This window comes from Enterobacter cloacae complex sp. 2022EL-00981, assembly GCF_028737495.1.
Classification (GTDB): Bacteria; Pseudomonadota; Gammaproteobacteria; order Enterobacterales; family Enterobacteriaceae; genus Enterobacter; species Enterobacter cloacae.
In genome coordinates, this window is the sequence record NZ_JAQZRK010000044.1 from 1 (window position 1) to 18,270 (window position 18,270).

At 51.5% G+C, this 18,270-nt stretch carries 22 protein-coding genes and 1 pseudogene; 11 read left to right on the forward strand and 12 right to left on the reverse strand.

What is annotated here, in order from left to right; translation table 11 throughout:
* Positions 1 to 107: IS3 family transposase (locus PUZ33_RS23435; RefSeq protein ID WP_129949912.1), on the forward strand; the 107-nt coding region annotated here is incomplete at its 5' end.
* Between the two features lies 1 nt (position 108).
* Here PUZ33_RS23435 and PUZ33_RS23440 read toward each other — a convergent pair.
* Positions 109 to 615: a recombinase family protein gene (locus PUZ33_RS23440; protein ID WP_274205373.1), complete on the reverse strand. Its 507-nt coding sequence runs from the start codon at positions 613 to 615 to the stop codon at positions 109 to 111.
* A gap of 78 nt (positions 616 to 693) precedes the next feature.
* On the opposite strand from PUZ33_RS23440, the gene yeaG reads away from it, so the two are divergent.
* From yeaG to PUZ33_RS23455, 3 genes are all read left to right on the forward strand, one after another.
* Entirely contained in the window at positions 694 to 2,628 is a 1,935-nt protein-coding gene (gene yeaG / locus PUZ33_RS23445; RefSeq protein WP_013097060.1) for a protein kinase YeaG, read from the forward strand.
* Between the two features lie 74 nt (positions 2,629 to 2,702).
* Complete coding sequence (locus PUZ33_RS23450) at positions 2,703 to 3,986, forward strand: YeaH/YhbH family protein (protein ID WP_013097061.1); 1,284 nt, start codon at positions 2,703 to 2,705, stop codon at positions 3,984 to 3,986.
* A 114-nt stretch (positions 3,987 to 4,100) separates the two neighbouring features.
* Positions 4,101 to 4,601, forward strand: a complete 501-nt coding sequence (locus PUZ33_RS23455) for a YbaK/prolyl-tRNA synthetase associated domain-containing protein (protein ID WP_045902840.1) — start codon at positions 4,101 to 4,103, stop codon at positions 4,599 to 4,601.
* A gap of 21 nt (positions 4,602 to 4,622) precedes the next feature.
* Here the strand turns inward: PUZ33_RS23455 and yoaI are convergent, their stop codons facing one another.
* The gene (gene yoaI, locus PUZ33_RS23460) at positions 4,623 to 4,727 is read right to left on the reverse strand and encodes a small membrane protein YoaI (protein WP_020690334.1); all 105 of its coding nucleotides are present in this window, start codon (positions 4,725 to 4,727) and stop codon (positions 4,623 to 4,625) included.
* A gap of 145 nt (positions 4,728 to 4,872) precedes the next feature.
* Here yoaI and PUZ33_RS23465 point away from each other — a divergent pair, with 145 nt between their 5' ends.
* On the forward strand, positions 4,873 to 5,319 hold the full coding sequence (locus PUZ33_RS23465) for a DUF441 domain-containing protein (protein ID WP_008500737.1): 447 nt from the start codon (positions 4,873 to 4,875) through the stop codon (positions 5,317 to 5,319).
* Here the strand turns inward: PUZ33_RS23465 and PUZ33_RS23470 are convergent.
* The gene (locus PUZ33_RS23470; protein WP_057071579.1) at positions 5,303 to 6,094 is read right to left on the reverse strand and encodes an AraC family transcriptional regulator; all 792 of its coding nucleotides are present in this window, start codon (positions 6,092 to 6,094) and stop codon (positions 5,303 to 5,305) included. The two genes, PUZ33_RS23465 and PUZ33_RS23470, sit on opposite strands and share 17 nt — an antisense overlap.
* 99 nt (positions 6,095 to 6,193) lie before the next feature.
* Between PUZ33_RS23470 and PUZ33_RS23475 the strand changes: the two genes are divergently transcribed.
* Positions 6,194 to 7,369, forward strand: coding sequence for a CynX/NimT family MFS transporter (locus PUZ33_RS23475; protein ID WP_058681433.1), 1,176 nt, complete (start codon positions 6,194 to 6,196; stop codon positions 7,367 to 7,369).
* 33 nt (positions 7,370 to 7,402) lie between these two features.
* Here PUZ33_RS23475 and PUZ33_RS23480 read toward each other — a convergent pair whose 3' ends face one another.
* Positions 7,403 to 8,110, reverse strand: coding sequence for a CTP synthase C-terminal region-related (seleno)protein (locus PUZ33_RS23480; RefSeq protein ID WP_014831497.1), 708 nt, complete (start codon positions 8,108 to 8,110; stop codon positions 7,403 to 7,405).
* A gap of 101 nt (positions 8,111 to 8,211) precedes the next feature.
* On the opposite strand from PUZ33_RS23480, the gene PUZ33_RS23485 reads away from it, so the two are divergent.
* Positions 8,212 to 8,556: a DUF488 domain-containing protein gene (locus PUZ33_RS23485; RefSeq protein WP_013097067.1), complete on the forward strand. Its 345-nt coding sequence runs from the start codon at positions 8,212 to 8,214 to the stop codon at positions 8,554 to 8,556.
* Here the strand turns inward: PUZ33_RS23485 and PUZ33_RS23490 are convergent, their stop codons facing one another.
* Positions 8,557 to 8,862: a hypothetical protein gene (locus tag PUZ33_RS23490; protein ID WP_013097068.1), complete on the reverse strand. Its 306-nt coding sequence runs from the start codon at positions 8,860 to 8,862 to the stop codon at positions 8,557 to 8,559. It lies immediately after the preceding gene.
* A gap of 80 nt (positions 8,863 to 8,942) precedes the next feature.
* A complete protein-coding gene (locus PUZ33_RS23495) occupies positions 8,943 to 9,197 on the reverse strand; it encodes a putative hemolysin (RefSeq protein WP_058681431.1) in 255 nt (84 codons plus the stop codon).
* A 307-nt stretch (positions 9,198 to 9,504) separates the two neighbouring features.
* Here PUZ33_RS23495 and PUZ33_RS23500 point away from each other — a divergent pair, with 307 nt between their 5' ends.
* The 3 genes from PUZ33_RS23500 to yoaJ are packed head-to-tail and all read left to right on the forward strand — an operon-like array spanning position 9,505 to position 10,752.
* On the forward strand, positions 9,505 to 10,533 hold the full coding sequence (locus PUZ33_RS23500) for a sensor domain-containing diguanylate cyclase (protein WP_058681430.1): 1,029 nt from the start codon (positions 9,505 to 9,507) through the stop codon (positions 10,531 to 10,533).
* Between the two features lie 45 nt (positions 10,534 to 10,578).
* A complete protein-coding gene (locus tag PUZ33_RS23505; RefSeq protein ID WP_014883431.1) occupies positions 10,579 to 10,677 on the forward strand; it encodes a YoaK family small membrane protein in 99 nt (32 codons plus the stop codon).
* Positions 10,678 to 10,752, forward strand: a complete 75-nt coding sequence (gene yoaJ, locus PUZ33_RS25305; protein ID WP_071830143.1) for a protein YoaJ — start codon at positions 10,678 to 10,680, stop codon at positions 10,750 to 10,752.
* A gap of 54 nt (positions 10,753 to 10,806) precedes the next feature.
* On the opposite strand, the gene PUZ33_RS23510 is transcribed toward yoaJ, so the two are convergent.
* Positions 10,807 to 11,055, reverse strand: a complete 249-nt coding sequence (locus PUZ33_RS23510; RefSeq protein WP_008500746.1) for a GlsB/YeaQ/YmgE family stress response membrane protein — start codon at positions 11,053 to 11,055, stop codon at positions 10,807 to 10,809.
* A 279-nt stretch (positions 11,056 to 11,334) separates the two neighbouring features.
* Positions 11,335 to 12,807, reverse strand: a pseudogene (locus PUZ33_RS23515) (sensor domain-containing diguanylate cyclase).
* A 260-nt stretch (positions 12,808 to 13,067) separates the two neighbouring features.
* Between PUZ33_RS23515 and PUZ33_RS23520 the strand changes: the two are divergent.
* Positions 13,068 to 14,594, forward strand: coding sequence for an EAL domain-containing protein (locus tag PUZ33_RS23520; RefSeq protein ID WP_058681429.1), 1,527 nt, complete (start codon positions 13,068 to 13,070; stop codon positions 14,592 to 14,594).
* Here PUZ33_RS23520 and PUZ33_RS23525 read toward each other — a convergent pair.
* The 4 genes from PUZ33_RS23525 to PUZ33_RS23540 form a co-directional block, all read right to left on the reverse strand.
* Positions 14,572 to 14,817: a YmjA family protein gene (locus PUZ33_RS23525; RefSeq protein WP_058681428.1), complete on the reverse strand. Its 246-nt coding sequence runs from the start codon at positions 14,815 to 14,817 to the stop codon at positions 14,572 to 14,574. The genes PUZ33_RS23520 and PUZ33_RS23525 overlap by 23 nt on opposite strands.
* Before the next feature lie 71 nt (positions 14,818 to 14,888).
* Positions 14,889 to 15,236, reverse strand: coding sequence for a DUF1304 domain-containing protein (locus PUZ33_RS23530; protein ID WP_029881988.1), 348 nt, complete (start codon positions 15,234 to 15,236; stop codon positions 14,889 to 14,891).
* Positions 15,237 to 15,297: 61 nt separating this feature from the next.
* Entirely contained in the window at positions 15,298 to 17,295 is a 1,998-nt protein-coding gene (locus PUZ33_RS23535) for a BCCT family transporter (RefSeq protein WP_058681427.1), read from the reverse strand.
* A 143-nt stretch (positions 17,296 to 17,438) separates the two neighbouring features.
* Positions 17,439 to 18,074: a response regulator transcription factor gene (locus PUZ33_RS23540; RefSeq protein WP_058681426.1), complete on the reverse strand. Its 636-nt coding sequence runs from the start codon at positions 18,072 to 18,074 to the stop codon at positions 17,439 to 17,441.
* Positions 18,075 to 18,270: the final 196 nt, after the last annotated feature.

The window sequence follows — 18,270 nt, forward strand, 5'->3', positions numbered from 1 at the left end:
ATTACATCGAAATGTTTTATAACAGTAAGCGTCGGCATGGTTCTAGCGAACAGATGTCACCGACAGAATATGAAAACCAGTATTATCAACGGCTCGGAAGTGTCTAGATTATCCGTGGCGATTCAGTAATGCACGTAAAATTTTGTTATCCCAAGCTAACTTAGCACGTACCGACTTCATCAATGATTCATTGTGCGAGCGATGCTGTATGAGTTCCATATGGATTTTCGACATAGGATCATCTGCCCGTAACACAAGATTTGTAGAAATGTCGTGGATTTCTACACCGCTGTTCACGATGTACTGGATAGTACTTTCAGCCCAACTTGAACGACGCGATAACCTATCAAGGCTAATGACTATAAGTGCGTCACCCTTACCGTACTTGCGGTTCCCCACATCTTGCAAAAATATCCCAAGTTGAGACTCAGGTGAAATATTGGCATTTTTAAATGCCGAAAGCCCCGCATCTGTTATGAAAACTCTATCATTCGTGAATTTATCAGAGTTTTTGTCTAAATAGGCAGTTAAAGAAGACCTCTGATCATCCAATCCATTCCCCATTTCGACTTGCTGAATGCTTGATACTCGCTCATAACAAATAGGACGGAGCATTTTTTTATCCCGTTGAAGAATTACGCTAAAAGTGCTGATTCGCAAATGTTCCCAGATTATACAAAAGGACGGCATGCCATGAATATATTCGATCACTATCGCCAGCGCTATGAAGCTGCCAAGGACGAAGAGTTCACACTGCAGGAGTTTCTTACCATCTGTCGGCAAGATCGCAGTGCCTATGCCAACGCGGCAGAACGGCTATTGATGGCTATTGGTGAGCCAAACATGGTTGATACTGCCCAGGAACCACGGCTTTCCCGTCTCTTTTCGAATCGGGTGGTCGCCCGATACCCGGCGTTTGAAGAGTTCTATGGCATGGAAGATGCCATCGAGCAAATCGTCTCATACCTGAAGCATGCTGCTCAGGGTCTGGAAGAGAAGAAACAGATCCTCTATTTACTCGGCCCGGTGGGTGGCGGTAAATCGTCGCTGGCTGAACGGCTGAAATCGCTGATGCAGCGCGTGCCTATCTATGTACTGAGCGCCAACGGTGAACGCAGCCCGGTGAACGACCATCCGCTGTGCCTGTTTAACCCGCAGGAAGATGCGCAAATTCTGGATAAAGAGTACGGCATTCCACGTCGTTATCTCGGCACCATCATGTCGCCGTGGGCGGCGAAACGCCTGCATGAGTTTGGTGGCGATATCACTAAATTCCGCGTCGTGAAAGTGTGGCCATCCATTCTGGAGCAGATCGCCATCGCCAAAACGGAACCGGGTGATGAGAACAACCAGGACATCTCGGCACTGGTCGGGAAAGTCGATATCCGTAAGCTGGAAAATTACGCCCAGAATGACCCGGATGCCTACGGCTACTCCGGCGCACTGTGCCGGGCAAACCAGGGCATTATGGAATTCGTCGAGATGTTTAAAGCACCCATTAAAGTGCTGCATCCACTGCTGACGGCCACCCAGGAGGGGAACTACAACGGGACGGAAGGTATCTCTGCCCTGCCGTTCAACGGCATCATCCTGGCGCACTCGAACGAATCAGAGTGGGTCTCCTTCCGTAATAACAAAAACAATGAGGCGTTCCTTGACCGTGTGTACATCGTCAAAGTGCCTTATTGCCTGCGGATCTCCGAAGAGATCAAAATTTACGAAAAACTGCTTAACCACAGTGAGCTGATGCATGCGCCATGCGCACCGGGCACGCTGGAAACGCTGTCGCGCTTCTCCATCCTGTCGCGTCTGAAAGAGCCGGAAAACTCCAGCATCTACTCCAAAATGCGCGTGTATGACGGGGAAAGCCTGAAAGATACCGACCCGAAAGCGAAGTCGTATCAGGAGTACCGCGATTACGCGGGTGTCGACGAGGGCATGAACGGTCTGTCCACGCGTTTCGCGTTTAAGATCCTCTCCCGCGTGTTTAACTTCGACCATGCGGAAGTGGCGGCCAACCCGGTCCACCTGTTCTATGTGCTGGAGCAGCAGATTGAACGCGAGCAGTTCCCACAGGAGCAGGCGGAACGTTACCTTGAGTTCCTGAAAGGTTATCTGATCCCGAAATATGCCGAGTTCATTGGCAAAGAGATCCAGACGGCCTACCTGGAATCCTATTCAGAATACGGGCAGAACATCTTTGACCGTTACGTCACTTATGCTGACTTCTGGATCCAGGATCAGGAGTATCGCGACCCGGATACCGGACAGCTGTTTGACCGTGAATCCCTGAACGCGGAGCTGGAAAAAATTGAGAAGCCTGCCGGGATCAGCAACCCGAAAGACTTCCGTAACGAGATTGTGAACTTCGTACTGCGTGCCAGAGCGCATAACAACGGTCGTAATCCGAACTGGACCAGCTACGAGAAACTGCGCACGGTCATCGAGAAGAAAATGTTCTCTAACACCGAGGAGCTGTTACCCGTCATTTCGTTTAACACCAAAACCTCAACTGACGAGCAGAAAAAACACGACGATTTTGTCGACCGTATGATGGAAAAAGGCTACACCCGCAAACAGGTTCGTTTGCTGTGCGAATGGTATCTGCGCGTACGGAAATCGTCTTAAAACAAGTGCCCGGTAGCGTTTAACGCTCACCGGGCCGACAAAATGCAAGTTGGCAAATGCAGTACGGGGGGTATATGACCTGGTTTATTGACCGGCGTCTGAACGGCAAAAACAAGAGCATGGTGAATCGCCAGCGCTTCTTGCGCCGTTACAAAGCGCAAATTAAACAGTCGATCTCCGAGGCCATCAACAAACGCTCGGTAACCGACGTCGACAGCGGCGAGTCTGTCTCCATCCCCACCGATGACATCAGCGAACCGATGTTTCATCAGGGGCGTGGCGGCCTGCGCCATCGCGTACACCCAGGTAATGACCACTTCGTTCAGAACGACAGAATCGAGCGCCCACAAGGAGGCGGCGGCGGTTCTGGAAGCGGTCAAGGACAGGCCAGTCAGGATGGTGAAGGTCAGGATGAATTCGTCTTTCAGATCTCAAAAGATGAGTATCTCGACCTGCTCTTTGAGGATCTGGCGCTGCCTAATCTGAAAAAGAACCAGCACCGTCAGCTTAACGAATACAAAACCCATCGCGCGGGTTATACCGCGAACGGCGTACCAGCCAATATCAGCGTCGTTCGTTCGCTGCAGAACTCGCTGGCGCGGCGCACGGCCATGACGGCCGGTAAACGGCGGGAGCTGCGCGAACTTGAAAGCAGCCTGAAGGTGGTAGAAAACACAGAACCGGCGCAACTGCTGGAAGAGGAGCGCCTGCGTAAAGAGATTGCCGAGCTGAGGGCGAAGATTGAGCGGGTACCGTTTATTGATACCTTCGACCTGCGCTATAAAAACTACGAAAAACGGCCGGAGCCTTCGAGCCAGGCTGTTATGTTCTGTCTGATGGACGTCTCCGGTTCAATGGACCAGGCCACCAAGGATATGGCGAAGCGTTTTTACATTCTGCTCTATCTGTTCCTGAGCAGAACCTATAAGAACGTGGAAGTGGTTTATATTCGCCACCACACCCAGGCCAAAGAGGTGGATGAACATGAGTTCTTCTACTCGCAGGAGACCGGCGGCACCATCGTATCGAGCGCCCTGAAGCTGATGGATGAGGTGGTGAAAGAGCGTTACGATCCGGCTCAGTGGAACATCTATGCCGCGCAGGCGTCGGATGGCGACAACTGGGCGGATGATTCGCCGCTGTGTCACGACATTCTGGCGAAGAAAATTTTGCCGGTGGTGCGTTACTACAGCTATATCGAAATCACGCGTCGTGCTCACCAGACGCTGTGGCGTGAATATGAACATCTGCAATCGATGTTCGAAAATTTCGCCATGCAACACATCCGTGACCAGGATGATATCTATCCGGTGTTCCGGGAGCTGTTCCACAAGCAATCGGCCACCAGCAATGCCTGACCCCACAGCCAGCGACACGCTGGCTGTTTTCTTTCCCCTTCGTCCATCCCCTTCGCAAAAAGATCTGTGCTACTGTTGGAAACTGCGTATTGGCAGATAACAGGTAAACTGACTATGTCTGATGAGGCTAAGGGTACGGCTACCCACCAGCAACTCATTTCGCTGTTAACGCAGCAAGGTGCGCGCTTTCGCGTGATGGAGCACGAGGCCGTAGGAAAATGCGAAGCGGTAAGCGAAATCCGCGGAACCGATCTGGGGCAAGGCGCAAAAGCGCTGGTCTGCAAAGTGAAGGGAAACGGCGTAAAAAAACACGTTCTGGCGATCCTGGCCGCTGACCAGCAGGCCGACCTGAGCCAGCTTGCCAGCCATTTCGGCGGCTTAAAAGCCTCTCTCGCAAGCCCGGCCGAAGTCGATCATCTGACCGCATGCGTGTTTGGCGCTATCCCACCGTTTAGCTTCCATCCGGATCTGACGCTGGTCGCCGACCCGCTCCTGTTCGAGCGTTTTGACGAAATCGCGTTCAATGCCGGTCTGCTGGAAAAATCCGTGATCATGGATACCCAGGATTATCTGCGCATTGCCCGCCCTGAACTGGTGACGTTTCGTAAAGCGTGACCGTGATGGCTGACGCCTCTGTCAGCCTCTCTTTTCCAGAAACAGAACTGATGCGATCAAAATCACCGCAATAGCGAAAAACGATGAGGAGATAATCAGCGTTTCAACAAACATGTGATCGTTCATCTTTAGCAACCCTTTGCGATGCCTGATGCCGTTTTATCCCCTGCAAATGACACGGATATGACAATCCCCTATTTTTTTAAAACACTTTCGTCAGCCGTTTTTCCGCGTAAAGTAAGCAGGCTTACTATTCTGGCAAGGACTCCTCATGTTTGACCCTACTCTGCTCATTCTTCTGGCACTCGCTGCACTCGGCTTTATCAGCCATAACACCACCGTCGCCATCTCGATCCTGGTGTTGATCATTGTGCGCGTCACCCCGTTAAACACTTTTTTCCCGTGGATAGAAAAACAAGGCCTGACGATCGGGATAATCATTTTGACCATTGGGGTGATGGCCCCCATTGCCAGCGGCACGCTCCCGGCCTCAACGCTGCTGCACTCGTTTGTTAACTGGAAATCACTGGTGGCTATCGCGGTGGGGATTTTCGTGTCATGGCTGGGTGGTCGCGGCGTCACGTTGATGAGCAGCCAGCCCTCGCTGGTGGCTGGCCTGCTGGTGGGAACGGTGCTTGGCGTGGCGCTCTTTCGCGGCGTTCCGGTGGGCCCGCTCATTGCCGCCGGGCTGGTTTCGCTGTTTATTGGGAAGTCGTAGTCAGGCTGGCAATATAGCGCGCGGGCGTTTGCCCCAGCCCCTTTTTAAACATCGTAATAAAGGCGGTGGTGGAGTCATAACCAAGTGACTGCGCCACCTGCTGAACTGACTTCCCGCCAATCAGCAGCTGCAACGCCACAATCAACTGCAGCTGATGACGCCAGCGGCGAAAGCTTAAGCCCGTCTCTTTGACCACCAGCCGCGCCAGGTTGCGCTCACTCATGGCAAAGTGGTTCGCCCATTGCGCCAGCGTCTGCCACGCGGCGGGCTCTTCCGCCATCTTTTCGCTCATCAACCGAATTTTTGGATGAGGGGAAACGGGCAGCTGTAAATGTTCCTGTCGCTGGAGCGGCAGTTCATCAAACAGCACATCCACCAGACGCGAGGTGGTGGCAAGCGGCAGTTGCTCACGCGTTTTTCCCGCCAGCGACAGAATCAGCTCCCGCACCAGCGGCGATATTTTCAGGGTACAGCACCGGTCCGGCAGACTGACGGCACCCGGTTCAATAAACAAAAAGCAGAGCTGCGCGCCTGGCGTGGCCCTGTTGCTGTGGGGCATCTGCCCGGGGATCCACACGGCATACTGGGGCGGTACCATCAGCATGGCATTTTCTACCTCACAGGTGATTGCACCTCCCAGCGCCAGAATCATCTGCCCTTTGCGGTGCTGATGGAGCGGAATATATTGCTCCTGCGCTACCACGCGGATGCGAAACGCGACCGCCGCATCGAATTGGCTATCGGGATCGTAGCCGTCGAGTCCCAGACCGTTCATCAGGTTGTCCGATATTAGCGATAAACTGTCATTTTAGCCTGATTTCAACCACGGCGAAAATCGGTATTGTGTGCGCTCGCCTGAACGTATGAGAAAACAATGACTACTGCTACTCGCAAAGGCGCGCTGCTGATCGCTGGCATTCTGATGATTGCCACGACGCTTCGCGTCACCTTTACCGGAGCAGCGCCGCTGCTCGATACCATTCGCCTTGAATATGGATTAACCACCGCGCAAACCGGCCTGCTAACCACCCTGCCACTATTAGCGTTTGCCCTTGTCTCGCCGCTTGCCGCGGGCGTAGCACGGCGTATCGGCATGGAGCGCAGCCTGTTCCTCGCCCTGCTGCTGATCTGCGCCGGGATTGTCGTGCGCTCTCTGCCCTCCGCGGCCCTGCTGTTTACCGGTACGGCGGTGATAGGTTGCGGGATCGCGCTCGGGAATGTGCTGTTACCGGGCTTAATCAAACGCGACTTTCCCGGCCAGGTTGCCCGCCTTACCGGGGCCTATTCCCTGACGATGGGCGTTTCGGCGGCGCTCGGTTCGGCGCTGATTGTTCCTCTCGCCCAGGGAGCCGCAGGCTGGCATGGCGCGCTGCTGATGCTGATGATCTTTCCCCTGCTGGCGCTGCTGCTCTGGCTGCCGCAGTGGCGCCAGAAGCAGGTCGCCACGGTGACCGGTGCAGGGGCGCTGCACAACCGCGCCATATGGCGTTCTGCCCTCGCCTGGCAGGTGACGCTCTTTCTCGGCATTAACTCGCTGATTTACTACGTCATCATCGGCTGGTTGCCCGCGATATTACTCAGCCACGGCTACAGCGAAGCGCAGGCGGGCTCCATGCACGGACTCTTACAGCTGGCCACGGCCATTCCGGGCCTTGCCGTACCGCTGATCCTGCATCGCCTGAACGATCAACGCGGGATCGCCGGCGCCGTAGCCCTGATGTGCGCAGTGAGTGCGGCCGGTTTCTGGTTTGCACCGGATTTGGCGGTCGTGTGGACGCTGGTGTTTGGCTTTGGCACCGGAGCAACGATGATCCTCGGTCTGACGTTCATCGGCCTGCGCGCCAGCTCTGCTCATCAGGCGGCGGCACTGTCCGGTATGGCGCAGTCGATTGGTTATCTGCTGGCCGCCTGCGGGCCTCCGCTGATGGGGAAAATTCACGATACCGCCGGTGACTGGCAGATCCCCCTTCTGGCCTGCGCGCTGGCCTCGGTGGTGATGGCCATCTGCGGCATGCTTGCCGGGCGAGACCGGGAGATCACGCCCCGCTAAAAACAGTGGCAGACCTGACGGTCTGCCTGTTATTTATCCCCGTGCCGCACGCAGCATCGCCTGTACTAACACCACCGGACGCCCCGCCAGCGCAGCACGCTCGTGCTGGAATAAGGTAATCACGAAGAACGGATGGGTAACCAGCTCTGCGGCACGGATTTCCCCCTGCTCGTCCCAGCCCGTCACGCGCATATCACCGCTCTCCAGCTCCTGCGCAAATTCCGGCGATACGCCGTAGTTGCAGTGATATCCCTCTTCAATTTCCGGCTTGCCGTAGGCTTTCGCAATAAGCGTGTTGTTACGCAGTTCAATCGCATCGGTTTTTTCCACCAGCGAGCAGGTCAGCGGCGCAATCACCATTGAGCCTTCGGTGTCCGTTTCGGCGTGCGCCGCATCGCTCCAGCCGAGCACATTACGCGCATACTCAATCAATGCATGCTGAAAACCGCCGCAGGTGCCGAGAAATGGAATGCTGTTTTCGCGCGCGTAACGTGCAGCGATAAAGGCGGCTTCGGTATTTTTGTAGGGGCTTGCAGGAACCAGCCAGATGGCATCGTAACCCACCAGATCTTCAGGGCTGGTCAGCTCCGTCGTCGCAAGCCAGTCGTAATCAGCGGTGAGATCCAGTACTGCAGCAGCATCATCTATGGCCAGCGGGATCGCCTGGTGCGCAATCACATCGGGATTGTAATCGCCAACCAGCGCAATGCGCAGCGTCGTTTTAACCGGGAGGTGTTCCATGAAAGGTTCCTTATGCCAGAGTATTATCAGATAACATAAGGAACCTCAGACTACCGATCTTCTGCAATAATCACAATACCTTAAATTGGGAGGGGGAAATGATGATTCAGTGCAAGCGCGTCTATGAACAGGCAGCCCCGGAGGATGGTTATCGGGTGCTGGTGGACAGACTGTGGCCGCGAGGGGTGAAAAAAGCAGACCTTGTGCATGATGAATGGTGCAAAGCGCTTACGCCTTCTGACGGATTACGTAAGGCCTTTCACAGTGAAACCATTGATTTCGCTGCCTTCAGCCAGGCGTATCGGGAAGAGCTGGCGCAGCATAAAGACGAAGGTTTGCGTCTTGCAACCCTCGCGAGACAGCAAACCTTAACCCTTCTCTACGCCGCGAAAAATACCGAACAGAATCACGCAATAGTCTTAGCCGACTGGCTGCGCCATCTGTAATTAGCTGGCCGTCAGCGCATCGAAGGTTTGCGGTGCCTCATCCGGCGTGAGCGGCAGCAGATGTTCGGCGCGCACAAACGCAAAACCGTGCTGATTATCAAAAGCGTAGACATCGCCAGTTACCAGCCAGAGCGCGCGATCCGCTGTCGCAGGCAGCTGCGTCATCACGCCATTAACCGGGTTAACAAAGCGCTGGCCGGGCTGGCAAAGGCCAAACAACTCAACGGATTTACCCACATTGCGACGGCCTGAGGCCGTGCGGGCACCAATGATCAACGCCATGCTGCCCGGTTTAAGCTGAAACATACTTCTCTCACGATAACGGTGGCCAGAAACTGGCTAAGAATAATCCTAAAGAGAAGTGTATCGCAATCTTTGTCCTGCTGTCACCTGGCGGGTTGCGGATGATCGCGGCGGTAGAGCTCCCATTCGTCGATCACTTCGCCACCGGGCAATTTACACTCCGTACGCACGCCCTGCGGGCTCTGGATTGGGATCTGCTCTCCCCCTTTTTCCAGACAATAGACAGAGGCAGGGTTAGCCATCCCCACCCTATGCGGCGGCGGTGGGGCAACAGATGGAGACGTTTTTGTGGTACAGGCCGCCAGGGGTAGCGCGAGAGCCAAAAGCAGAAATCTCATTGTGTTGATCCTTTTTACATCATCAGAAGATAAGGGTAACGGGTCGCCGTCGCTTTCTCCATCATTTCTCCATTTTAACTGCACTTTTCAACACTATAGTGAGGCGTGTTCTCCTTATGACCAGAGAACATCATTCCGTAATCAAGATGTCTTTGCCCCGGTCTCAACAACGGGGCCTTTTTCTCCCCTGCCTGCTTCTGGTGGATATATAAAATTCTCACCATTCATGTTTTACTATGGCTGAAGTCGAAATTTTCAACATAACATGCAGATGCAGACGTCTTGTGCATGGGAGTCAACCTACGTCATGTCAGATATCATCCTGGCCCGAGTGTCAGAAACGCTCACCACGGAACAATCCCTTGAAAGTCTCGTTCGCCAGTTGCTGGAGATGCTGGAACTTGTGACCGAAATGGAGTCGACCTACCTGACGAAGGTCGATATCAATGCCCGTCTTCAGCATATTTTGTATGCCCGAAACAGTAAGCAGATGCAGATCCCGGAGGGACTAAGCGTGCCCTGGGGCGATACATTGTGCAAACGCGCTCTGGACAGTGACACCATTTTCAGTAACGAGGTTCCTGAACGCTGGGCGGATTGCGACGCCGCGAAAGCGCTCGGTATTACCACGTACATGAGCGTGCCGGTTCACCTGGCGGATGGTTCCCTGTACGGCACGCTCTGTGCGACCAGCACGGAAAAGAAGCTGCTCAGTGAACGCGGCGAACACGTGCTAAAACTCTTTGCCGGGCTGATTGCCCAGTATATTCAGAAAGAGTCGTTGCTTTCTCAACTTCGAGAAGCGAATGCAGCGCTCATCGCCTATTCCTTTACCGACGTTCTCACCGGTTTACCCAACCGCCGCGCCATCTTTGAAGATCTCAATACCCTGTTTTCTTTAGGCCGCCACCTTAAACGCAACGTAATTATCGCTTTTATCGATCTGGATGATTTTAAACGGATTAACGACCAGTACGGGCATGAAGCAGGCGATCAATTCCTCATTGAAGTCGGCAAACGTCTGTCAGATGAAAAGACCGAAGACGAGATTATCGGCCGCCTGGGGGGCGATGAGTTCCTGGTAGCCTGCCTGAGTAAAGCGGAAAATCAGGCTGACGATGGCCAGATTAACCTGCTCAGGACGCGGCTTCGCGACCGCATTGCCGGCCAATACGGGTTGGGCAGTGTGAGTATTGTGTACCCGGGTGCAAGCCTGGGAGTTGTCGAAGTTGATCCTGCCGGGATGGATCCGGACAGCGCATTACGCGTCGCGGATGTTGCGATGTATCAGGATAAAAAGGGTAAAGGCAAAACGCGCTTTCACGTTTTGGATTAACCCCGTACACTCTACGGCATTCTGAAAACCGAAACAGGTGATGGCATGAGAATAGGGATCCTCTTCCCGGTCGTTATTTTTATAACGGCGGTGGTTTTTTTAGCATGGTTTTTTGTCGGTGGTTACGCGGCTCCGGGAGCATAAATGAGAAAAACCACCCTCATTATGCTGCTCGTCGCCATCGTCGCCGTTGCTGGCACGCAATTTGGCTGGTGGTAACACCGCAACGTAAAAAGGCCGCCATCTGGCAGCCTTTTTTAACGCTTATCAAACTTAGCTTTTGATTTTTCTGTAGATAAACAGAACAACCAGCGCGCCGATCACGGCGACAGCAAAACTGCCGAAGTTGAAACCGTCAACTTTGCCAAACCCGAACAGCGTACTGATCCAGCCGCCGACGACCGCGCCGACAATACCCAGTATCACGGTAACGATAAAACCACCGCCATCTTTGCCCGGCATGATCCACTTCGCCAGAATACCCGCAATAAGCCCAAAGATAATCCAGGATAAAATTCCCATAACTTTCCTCTCTGTATGGTTTTTGTCATTAAATCAACGACACAAAAAGGATAGCACAGGATCCGGGAAAGGAAATTTGTGATTAGTATCACAGCGAGAGAGTGCGCATTTAGTATCCAAAACCGCACCACACGAAATGTGGGGTTGCAACTTAAGATGAGAAAGATTATCTTTCTCAACATTGAATAGTTGAGTTAAACGCTCAGGTATTCAGTACGACATTGCTCACATTGCTTCCAGTATTTTTGCCCACGCTTTAGTGGGCATTTTTTTGCCCGCTTACACGGCGATAAAGGCATAGCGGTTGCGTCCTGCGCGCTTTGCCTGATAGAGCGCCTGGTCAGCCGCAATAATAATGTTCTGCTGGCTGCCTGCAATGTCAACGGCACGTGCGGTTGACACCCCGACGCTGACCGTTACCCGTCCAAAGGGGCTAAAGGCATGCTCAATATGCAGTGAAAATACATTGCGGATGATCGTTTGGGCCAGGCGGATGGCTTCCTGAATATCGGCGTCTGGCAGGATCAGCGCAAACTCTTCGCCGCCATAACGCGCCACAAGCTGGTTGTTGCGGGTGAGGCTCTCTCTGAGGCTATTCCCCAGTAGGGTAAGGCATCGGTCTCCTTCTGGGTGACCGTAGTTATCATTGTATTTTTTGAAATAATCGACATCGACAATGAGGATAGAAATTGGCGTGTCGTTATCCGCACACGTGGCGATTTCAGACAGAATTTTTTCATCAAACGTGCGGCGGTTGAAAAGCCCCGTCAGCGCATCTTCAGAGGCTATTATCTTGAGCTCTTTGTTATCTCTGGTTTTTCTGGACAGATCCGAATAGAGGAAATAAGACGCGACGATAAGCGCCACGGTAAAAATAAGAATGAGTACGGCGAGCTGAATGGCCTGCTTACGCCAGGCTGCAAGTGCTTCTTCTTTACTCACTGCAACGGTGGTGACCAATCCGTAACGTTTGTTTTTCTCAAAAGCGAAAATGCGTTCGACTTTATCAAACCGCGAAACCGAGCTGGCAATCCCTGAATTTTGTACCTTCAGGTATTCTCTGAACAGGGGTGAGTCTGAAACAATCGCGCCAATGTAGTTATTTTTAAACGGATAGCGAACCAGCAACACGCCGGTTTGTGTCGTGAGGCCAATGACACCAGCATGGCCAATATTAATCTGCCCGTAGAGTGCCAGAAAATTTTCGATTCCAAGCGTCACCACGACAACGCCGTTAAAGTCTCCGGTCTGCGTTTCAAGCCGTCGACTGATCGTAATCACCCATTTACCATTCGTCCTGCTCACCACTGGCTGGCCAATAAAAATCTGCTGACTTTTATTTTCCTTGTGATAGATAAAAAACGATCTGTCAGCCCCTTTTCGCGGCCCGGAAAAACGTCCGTACAATGCCGTAAAGATGTCACCATTGACATCGTAAATAACCACATTATTAATCTGGCTAAGAAGATTATCCTGGTTTTCTATTATCCGCTGAATATTGGTCGCCTATTCCGGGGTCATACCATAAATGTCGATCATGTCTGAAATGGTGGTGATCAGCATTTCGCTTTGACGCATGATCCCCTCAGTATAAACATCCAGGGTATGGCTCAGGTTAGCAACGCCGGTATTAATTTGCTGAATTGACTGCTGTCTGGACGTGGTAATTTGGACCGCAAGCGACAACGAGATGATCAACGAGACAATGATGACAGTAATGGTTGTTGTGTAAAAAGTATTTTTCACATGCACGAGCTTTTCCACCTTATCACGCCTGACATCCCTGGCTGACAACTCGTGTCACTGTAACAAAGGTCAGGATAAGAGGAAAATAAATTGCACTTAAGCGCACAATAAGAAGCAGTTATTATTTTGCTTCACTAAAATTTGCGTCAGGGTTATTACGGAGATCCCCTGGCGCCTGCCGTTCTCCCCCGTGAGTACCATGCTTGTACCCTGCCCCGGCTGTGTTAAGATTCACCCCATCAGGGAGCTGACAGGATAACCGGAAAATGAAAAAAATCATTGCCGTTGCTATCGTATCAACGATTCTGGTCATTCTGTCTCTGTATGCGGTGAATGCGGTTATCATCAGCCAGCAGAAGGATAAACAGCGTGAGATCGCCCAGACGCTTTTGCACTATTCCGAAGGATTATCCGAAAGCATCGCGCTGGCCCTTAAAGAGGTAACAACCCGAGGCTGCGATCAAACCAGCCTTGATCGCTACAGAAAGCTAAAACTCGACAGCCCCTATTTTTCCGATATCGGTTTTGTTGAAAATGGGCAAGTCGTCTGTACTGCCTTTTGGGGTAAGCTCGCCACTCCAGTCCCTCTACCGACAGAACTCCATAAAACACCAAGAGGCTTTCTGTTAGCGCAGTTTTCGAGAAAAGATTTTTTCACTGGCAACGCGGCAATCTATAATAATGTAATTATTTTCACCTCGCGTTATGCCTACGATAAATTCACGCCGGTTACGGCAAACTATGCGCTGAGTACCACGACGAAAGATTTCGACCGAACTTTTTTCTCGGTTAAGCCAGATGTCATAAAACACCACTGGCCAGATTCAGCGCTTTTTACCCTGACCCTGACGCAGTGCAGCACGCGATGGGACATATGTGTTACGGTGAAGCATTACGACGCGGGCCTGGCTTCGCTCCCCGTTGTGGTGTTTATTCTTCTGACGACTATTTTGTGTTTTATCTGGACCGCAATCTCGTTGTTTTTCATGCGTATTTACGAAGATCGCTTCTCACTGGAGCGAACGCTGGTTAAGGCGGTAAAAAACAATTCAATCAGCGTTAACTACCAGCCGATTATACGTATCCAGGATAAAAGCATTGTCGGGGTAGAAGTGCTGTCGAGATGGCGCGATTATCATCGCACCGATGTTTCTCCGGAACTGTTTATTCCTTTAATTAAGAAAATTGGGCTGTACCGACAGTATTATATTAATATTATTGAAAAATCGCTGTCTGAGATCGCACCGCTTGCCATTAAACATCAGCTGATGATTTCGCTGAACGTTGGGCGAACAGAGATTGAAGATGGGCAGTTTATCCAGACGTTACGTCGTGAATGTGCATTTAATCACATCCCCCTGTCTTTGATAAAAGTGGAACTTTCAGAAAAAGCGGTATCCAGTGCAGATATTCTGGAAGGGTTTTGTCTGGAGCTGAAAAAACTTGGGGTGAGAATATCGATAGACGATTTCGGCGTGAAAAACTCAAACCTGGACCGACTCTCTCTGCTGGAATATGACGAAATCAAAATCGATAAGTCGCTGGTGGACGGTATCAATGAACATTATAAGCAGAATATTTTTGCTATTTTTTGTGATGCGCTTGCCAGGCTCAACAAAACGCTCGTTTTCGAAGGGGTGGAAAGTGAAACCCAGTATCGTTTTATTGCGGACAGGTATCCTGACGCTCTGATCCAGGGGTGGTACTTCTCAAAATCACTGACACGCAGTGAACTGGCGAAGAAACTTACGATGAGAATGCCCTTGCGGGCTACTCGTTCCCCCACTGATTAAGGAAATTCGCAATATCATCGATGCGTGCCGAGCGGATCCCCGCCTCACTGGCCATTTCCTGCTGGGCTTCCTCGCTGATTTCCTCGTTGTTCGTTAACCGCGTCAGCAGCAGTTGGAAATAGTACGCCAGCGCGTCATGCTCTGACTCACTGACTGGCTCAGCGGTTTCCGTCGAATACTCATCGACGATGTCATAATATTTATGCGGAATATCGTTGTTCATAAACAGTCTCTCGTCTGTCATTTAGCGGGTGATGCACCGAGTATAGCGGACGCATTACGTTGACCAAAGTATTAGATAAGCAGCGCAAGTAAGGCAGCGAGAGCCGGCATAGCCTGAACATAGAGGATTTTTCGACTGGCAGTCGCTGCGCCAAAAATTCCGGCAAGTAGCACGCAACTCAGGAAAAAGACGGTCACAGGGACACCGCGCTCTCCGAGCCAGAGTCCCCAGAGCAGACCCGCCGCCAGAAAACCGTTATACAGCCCCTGATTCGCAGCCAGTACGCGCGTTTCACGCGCAAAATCGGGCGTGAGATTGAAAGCCTTGTGCCCGGTTTTGGTGTTCCACAGGAACATCTCCAGCACCAGAATATAGAGATGGATTAACGCAACAATAACGATAAGTACAGTGGCTAACATGAGGCTGTCTCACACAGTCAGTGGCAAAATAAATGCCGTCCCATCGGACGGCATTTTAGTATTAACGAACCAGATGCAGGAAGTGCAGATGTTTTTCGTACTGGTCCAGTATGTCATTGATAAGCTGTTCCTGATTCCAGCCCATCACATCATAGTTCTGACCGCCCTCTTTCAGATACACTTCAGCGCGATAATAGCGGTGTTGCTCTGCCTGTTGCTCGTCATTATCCATAGCGGCAAGAGCAAAAGTTGGCGAATTATAGCCACGTAGCCTCACTTCATAAATAAAGTTCAGCTCATTGCCTAAATCAACTTCAAGCCGGAGACGATCGTCAGCCGCATCATTGATATGACTCAACGTCCCCTGCTTGTTCAGTTCTTCCTGAACCAACGTCATGGCAGGCTGGATAACGTCGTCCATAAACCGTTTCACCAGAGAACGTTTCGGCAGATAGGCAATATTGCGCAACCTTCTCTGCCACGGAATAGGGTTACGTGCGGCGGTCGGCGCAATCGTCGCCATGCTCAGACTTTCACGTTTGGTCAAATCCCGACGCAGGGCTTTTAACAGTCCGTATATTGAGATCAATAAGATCACTGAGAAGGGTAATGCACTCGCAATTGTCACGGTTTGCAGCGCACTCAGTCCACCCGCAATCAGCAGTGCGATAGCCACAATCCCCATGAGCGAGGCCCAGAAAATTCGCTGCCAGACAGGCGTGTGAGCGACCCCACCCGATGCCAGCGTATCGACAACCATTGCCCCGGAGTCAGCTGATGTAACAAAGAAAACAATGACCATCGCCATTGCAATAAATGACAACACTGAAGAAAACGGGAAATGCTCCAGGAAATTAAACAGGGCGAGCGCGACATCCTGCTGGACGGTATTTGCCAGGTCTGTTGCCCCCTGGTTCATGATGAGATAAATGGCGCTGTTACCAAACACTGTCATCCACATGAGGGTAAAACCTGCGGGAACAAACAGCACGCCTGTGACAAACTCACGAATTGTCCTGCCACGGGATACGCGTGCGATGAACATACCGACAAACGGCGACCAGGAAAGCCACCATCCCCAATACAATAACGTCCAGCCACCAAGCCAGTTGCTTGATTTCGGTTCATAGGCGTAAAGGTTAAACGTTTTACTCACTAATTCCGAAAGATAACCGCCAGTATTTTCCACGAATGATTTCAGTAAAAGCACTGTTGGTCCAAGACATAAAACGAGCGCCAGGAGCAAAACCGCCAGGCCCAGGTTAAGCTCAGACAGGATACGTATTCCTTTGTCCAGACCGGATACCACTGAAATCGTCGCTAACCCCGTGATTACCACAATCAGAATGACCTGCACCGTTTCATTGATGGGCACCCCAAAAAGATGGTTCAGACCGGCATTAACCTGCAAAACACCGTAACCCAGCGATGTGGCAACGCCAAAGACCGTCCCTATCACCGCAAAAATATCGACTGCATGGCCGACAGGACCGTAGATGCGATCGCCGATGATGGGATAGAGTGCGGAACGCAGCGTTAATGGCAAACCGTGACGGTAGCTGAAGAATGCCAGAATCAGCGCCACTATGGCATAGATGGCCCATGCATGCAGTCCCCAGTGGAAGAACGTCAGGCGCATGGCTTCTTTCGCTGCGGCTACGGTTTCAGGGGTGCCGACGGGTGGCGAAAGGTAATGCATTACCGGTTCGGCAACGCCAAAGAACATCAGGCCGATCCCCATCCCTGCCGAAAACAGCATCGCAAACCAGGAATGGTAGCTGAAATCAGGCTGGGCATGATCCGGCCCCAGTTTGATATCACCGTAACGCGAAAGACCGAGGAAAGTAACACTCAGTAAAATCAGGGCGACAGCAAGAATGTAGAACCAGCTGGCATTGGTGAATATCTGTTGCTGCAGGAGTTTGAATTTTTTGTCGGCCAGATCCGGGAATACTGCGGCAAAGGCGACAAGAAGGAAAATTAACAAAGCAGATGTGAAGAATACCGCTTTGTTAATCTGGCTTGTAGACTTCTTTGGGATAGTATCATTTTCACTCATAATCAATTCATTCCATTATCGTAGACCGCCCCGGTTGAGAGGCGTTACCTCTCATAGGGTAGCAAAATTCAACACCCCAGGGGGACAATAATCTGAATGAATGTCAGGGTGGTATAAACTGTCCGGTGACGATCGCCGCGTTATCAATAAAGCCTGCGGGGTGGACATCGGGATTTACCGATTTGCAACGTGCCGGCAGCATGCACCAGATCCGCTAATGTACGAACCTGCATTTTATCCATCACCCTGCGTCGATGTACCTTCACCGTAATTTCTGTTATGCCCAGTTCCGATGCGATTTGTTTATTTTGCAAGCCATTAATTGCCAGCTCAAAAATCTGTTTCTCACGTCGCGTCAACGCCTGGTAATTTTTACACAGTTCAAATAACCGTTGCTGTTCCAGAAAATGGTTTGTCGCGTCGATCAATACCTCATTCACCACGCGCAAAAGTTGTTCAGGTTCGACCGGTTTGGTCAAAAAATCCCGGGTGCCTGCTTTCATTGCCCGAACGCAGGAAGGGATGGAGCCGCTCTTCGTCAGAATGAGTACCGGTATAGCGCATCCACGCGCTTTGAGTGCATCCATCACGTCAAAGCCATTCATACGCGGAAGGTTTAATTCAAGTATTAAGCATGAAGGATGATCAACGATGGGAGAGGATAAAAATTCTTCGGCATTACTGAAGTCAAACGTCTGATAGCCCGGGGCTGTTAAGAACTGAACAACAAACGACCGATATGCATCATCATCATCGATAACATAAATAACCTCTTCCATATCAATTTCTCCTGATTAAATCTTTCAGGGACATAATACGAACAGTTGCGTCCATTCCCAAAGTATTTATGACTGCTAACGTCATGCCGGATATCTTTTCCACATCGACATCAGGTAAAACCAAACACGCCAACCATTCGTCAACCGTCAGGCTTATTGACTGCGAGTAGCATCAGGACAATCCGAAAAAATTGAA

What these genes read in the sequence shown, in the direction of transcription:
- PUZ33_RS23440 (WP_274205373.1), bottom strand. Translation starts at nt 615, where the DNA reads ATGCTCCGTCCTATTTGTTATGAGCGAGTATCAAGCATTCAGCAAGTC.
- yeaG (WP_013097060.1), top strand. Translation starts at nt 694, where the DNA reads ATGAATATATTCGATCACTATCGCCAGCGCTATGAAGCTGCCAAGGAC.
- PUZ33_RS23450 (WP_013097061.1), top strand. Translation starts at nt 2,703, where the DNA reads ATGACCTGGTTTATTGACCGGCGTCTGAACGGCAAAAACAAGAGCATG.
- PUZ33_RS23455 (WP_045902840.1), top strand. Translation starts at nt 4,101, where the DNA reads ATGTCTGATGAGGCTAAGGGTACGGCTACCCACCAGCAACTCATTTCG.
- yoaI (WP_020690334.1), bottom strand. Translation starts at nt 4,727, where the DNA reads ATGAACGATCACATGTTTGTTGAAACGCTGATTATCTCCTCATCGTTT.
- PUZ33_RS23465 (WP_008500737.1), top strand. Translation starts at nt 4,873, where the DNA reads ATGTTTGACCCTACTCTGCTCATTCTTCTGGCACTCGCTGCACTCGGC.
- PUZ33_RS23470 (WP_057071579.1), bottom strand. Translation starts at nt 6,094, where the DNA reads ATGAACGGTCTGGGACTCGACGGCTACGATCCCGATAGCCAATTCGAT.
- PUZ33_RS23475 (WP_058681433.1), top strand. Translation starts at nt 6,194, where the DNA reads ATGACTACTGCTACTCGCAAAGGCGCGCTGCTGATCGCTGGCATTCTG.
- PUZ33_RS23480 (WP_014831497.1), bottom strand. Translation starts at nt 8,110, where the DNA reads ATGGAACACCTCCCGGTTAAAACGACGCTGCGCATTGCGCTGGTTGGC.
- PUZ33_RS23485 (WP_013097067.1), top strand. Translation starts at nt 8,212, where the DNA reads ATGATTCAGTGCAAGCGCGTCTATGAACAGGCAGCCCCGGAGGATGGT.
- PUZ33_RS23490 (WP_013097068.1), bottom strand. Translation starts at nt 8,862, where the DNA reads ATGTTTCAGCTTAAACCGGGCAGCATGGCGTTGATCATTGGTGCCCGC.
- PUZ33_RS23495 (WP_058681431.1), bottom strand. Translation starts at nt 9,197, where the DNA reads ATGAGATTTCTGCTTTTGGCTCTCGCGCTACCCCTGGCGGCCTGTACC.
- PUZ33_RS23500 (WP_058681430.1), top strand. Translation starts at nt 9,505, where the DNA reads ATGTCAGATATCATCCTGGCCCGAGTGTCAGAAACGCTCACCACGGAA.
- PUZ33_RS23505 (WP_014883431.1), top strand. Translation starts at nt 10,579, where the DNA reads ATGAGAATAGGGATCCTCTTCCCGGTCGTTATTTTTATAACGGCGGTG.
- PUZ33_RS23510 (WP_008500746.1), bottom strand. Translation starts at nt 11,055, where the DNA reads ATGGGAATTTTATCCTGGATTATCTTTGGGCTTATTGCGGGTATTCTG.
- PUZ33_RS23520 (WP_058681429.1), top strand. Translation starts at nt 13,068, where the DNA reads ATGAAAAAAATCATTGCCGTTGCTATCGTATCAACGATTCTGGTCATT.
- PUZ33_RS23525 (WP_058681428.1), bottom strand. Translation starts at nt 14,817, where the DNA reads ATGAACAACGATATTCCGCATAAATATTATGACATCGTCGATGAGTAT.
- PUZ33_RS23530 (WP_029881988.1), bottom strand. Translation starts at nt 15,236, where the DNA reads ATGTTAGCCACTGTACTTATCGTTATTGTTGCGTTAATCCATCTCTAT.
- PUZ33_RS23535 (WP_058681427.1), bottom strand. Translation starts at nt 17,295, where the DNA reads ATGAGTGAAAATGATACTATCCCAAAGAAGTCTACAAGCCAGATTAAC.
- PUZ33_RS23540 (WP_058681426.1), bottom strand. Translation starts at nt 18,074, where the DNA reads ATGGAAGAGGTTATTTATGTTATCGATGATGATGATGCATATCGGTCG.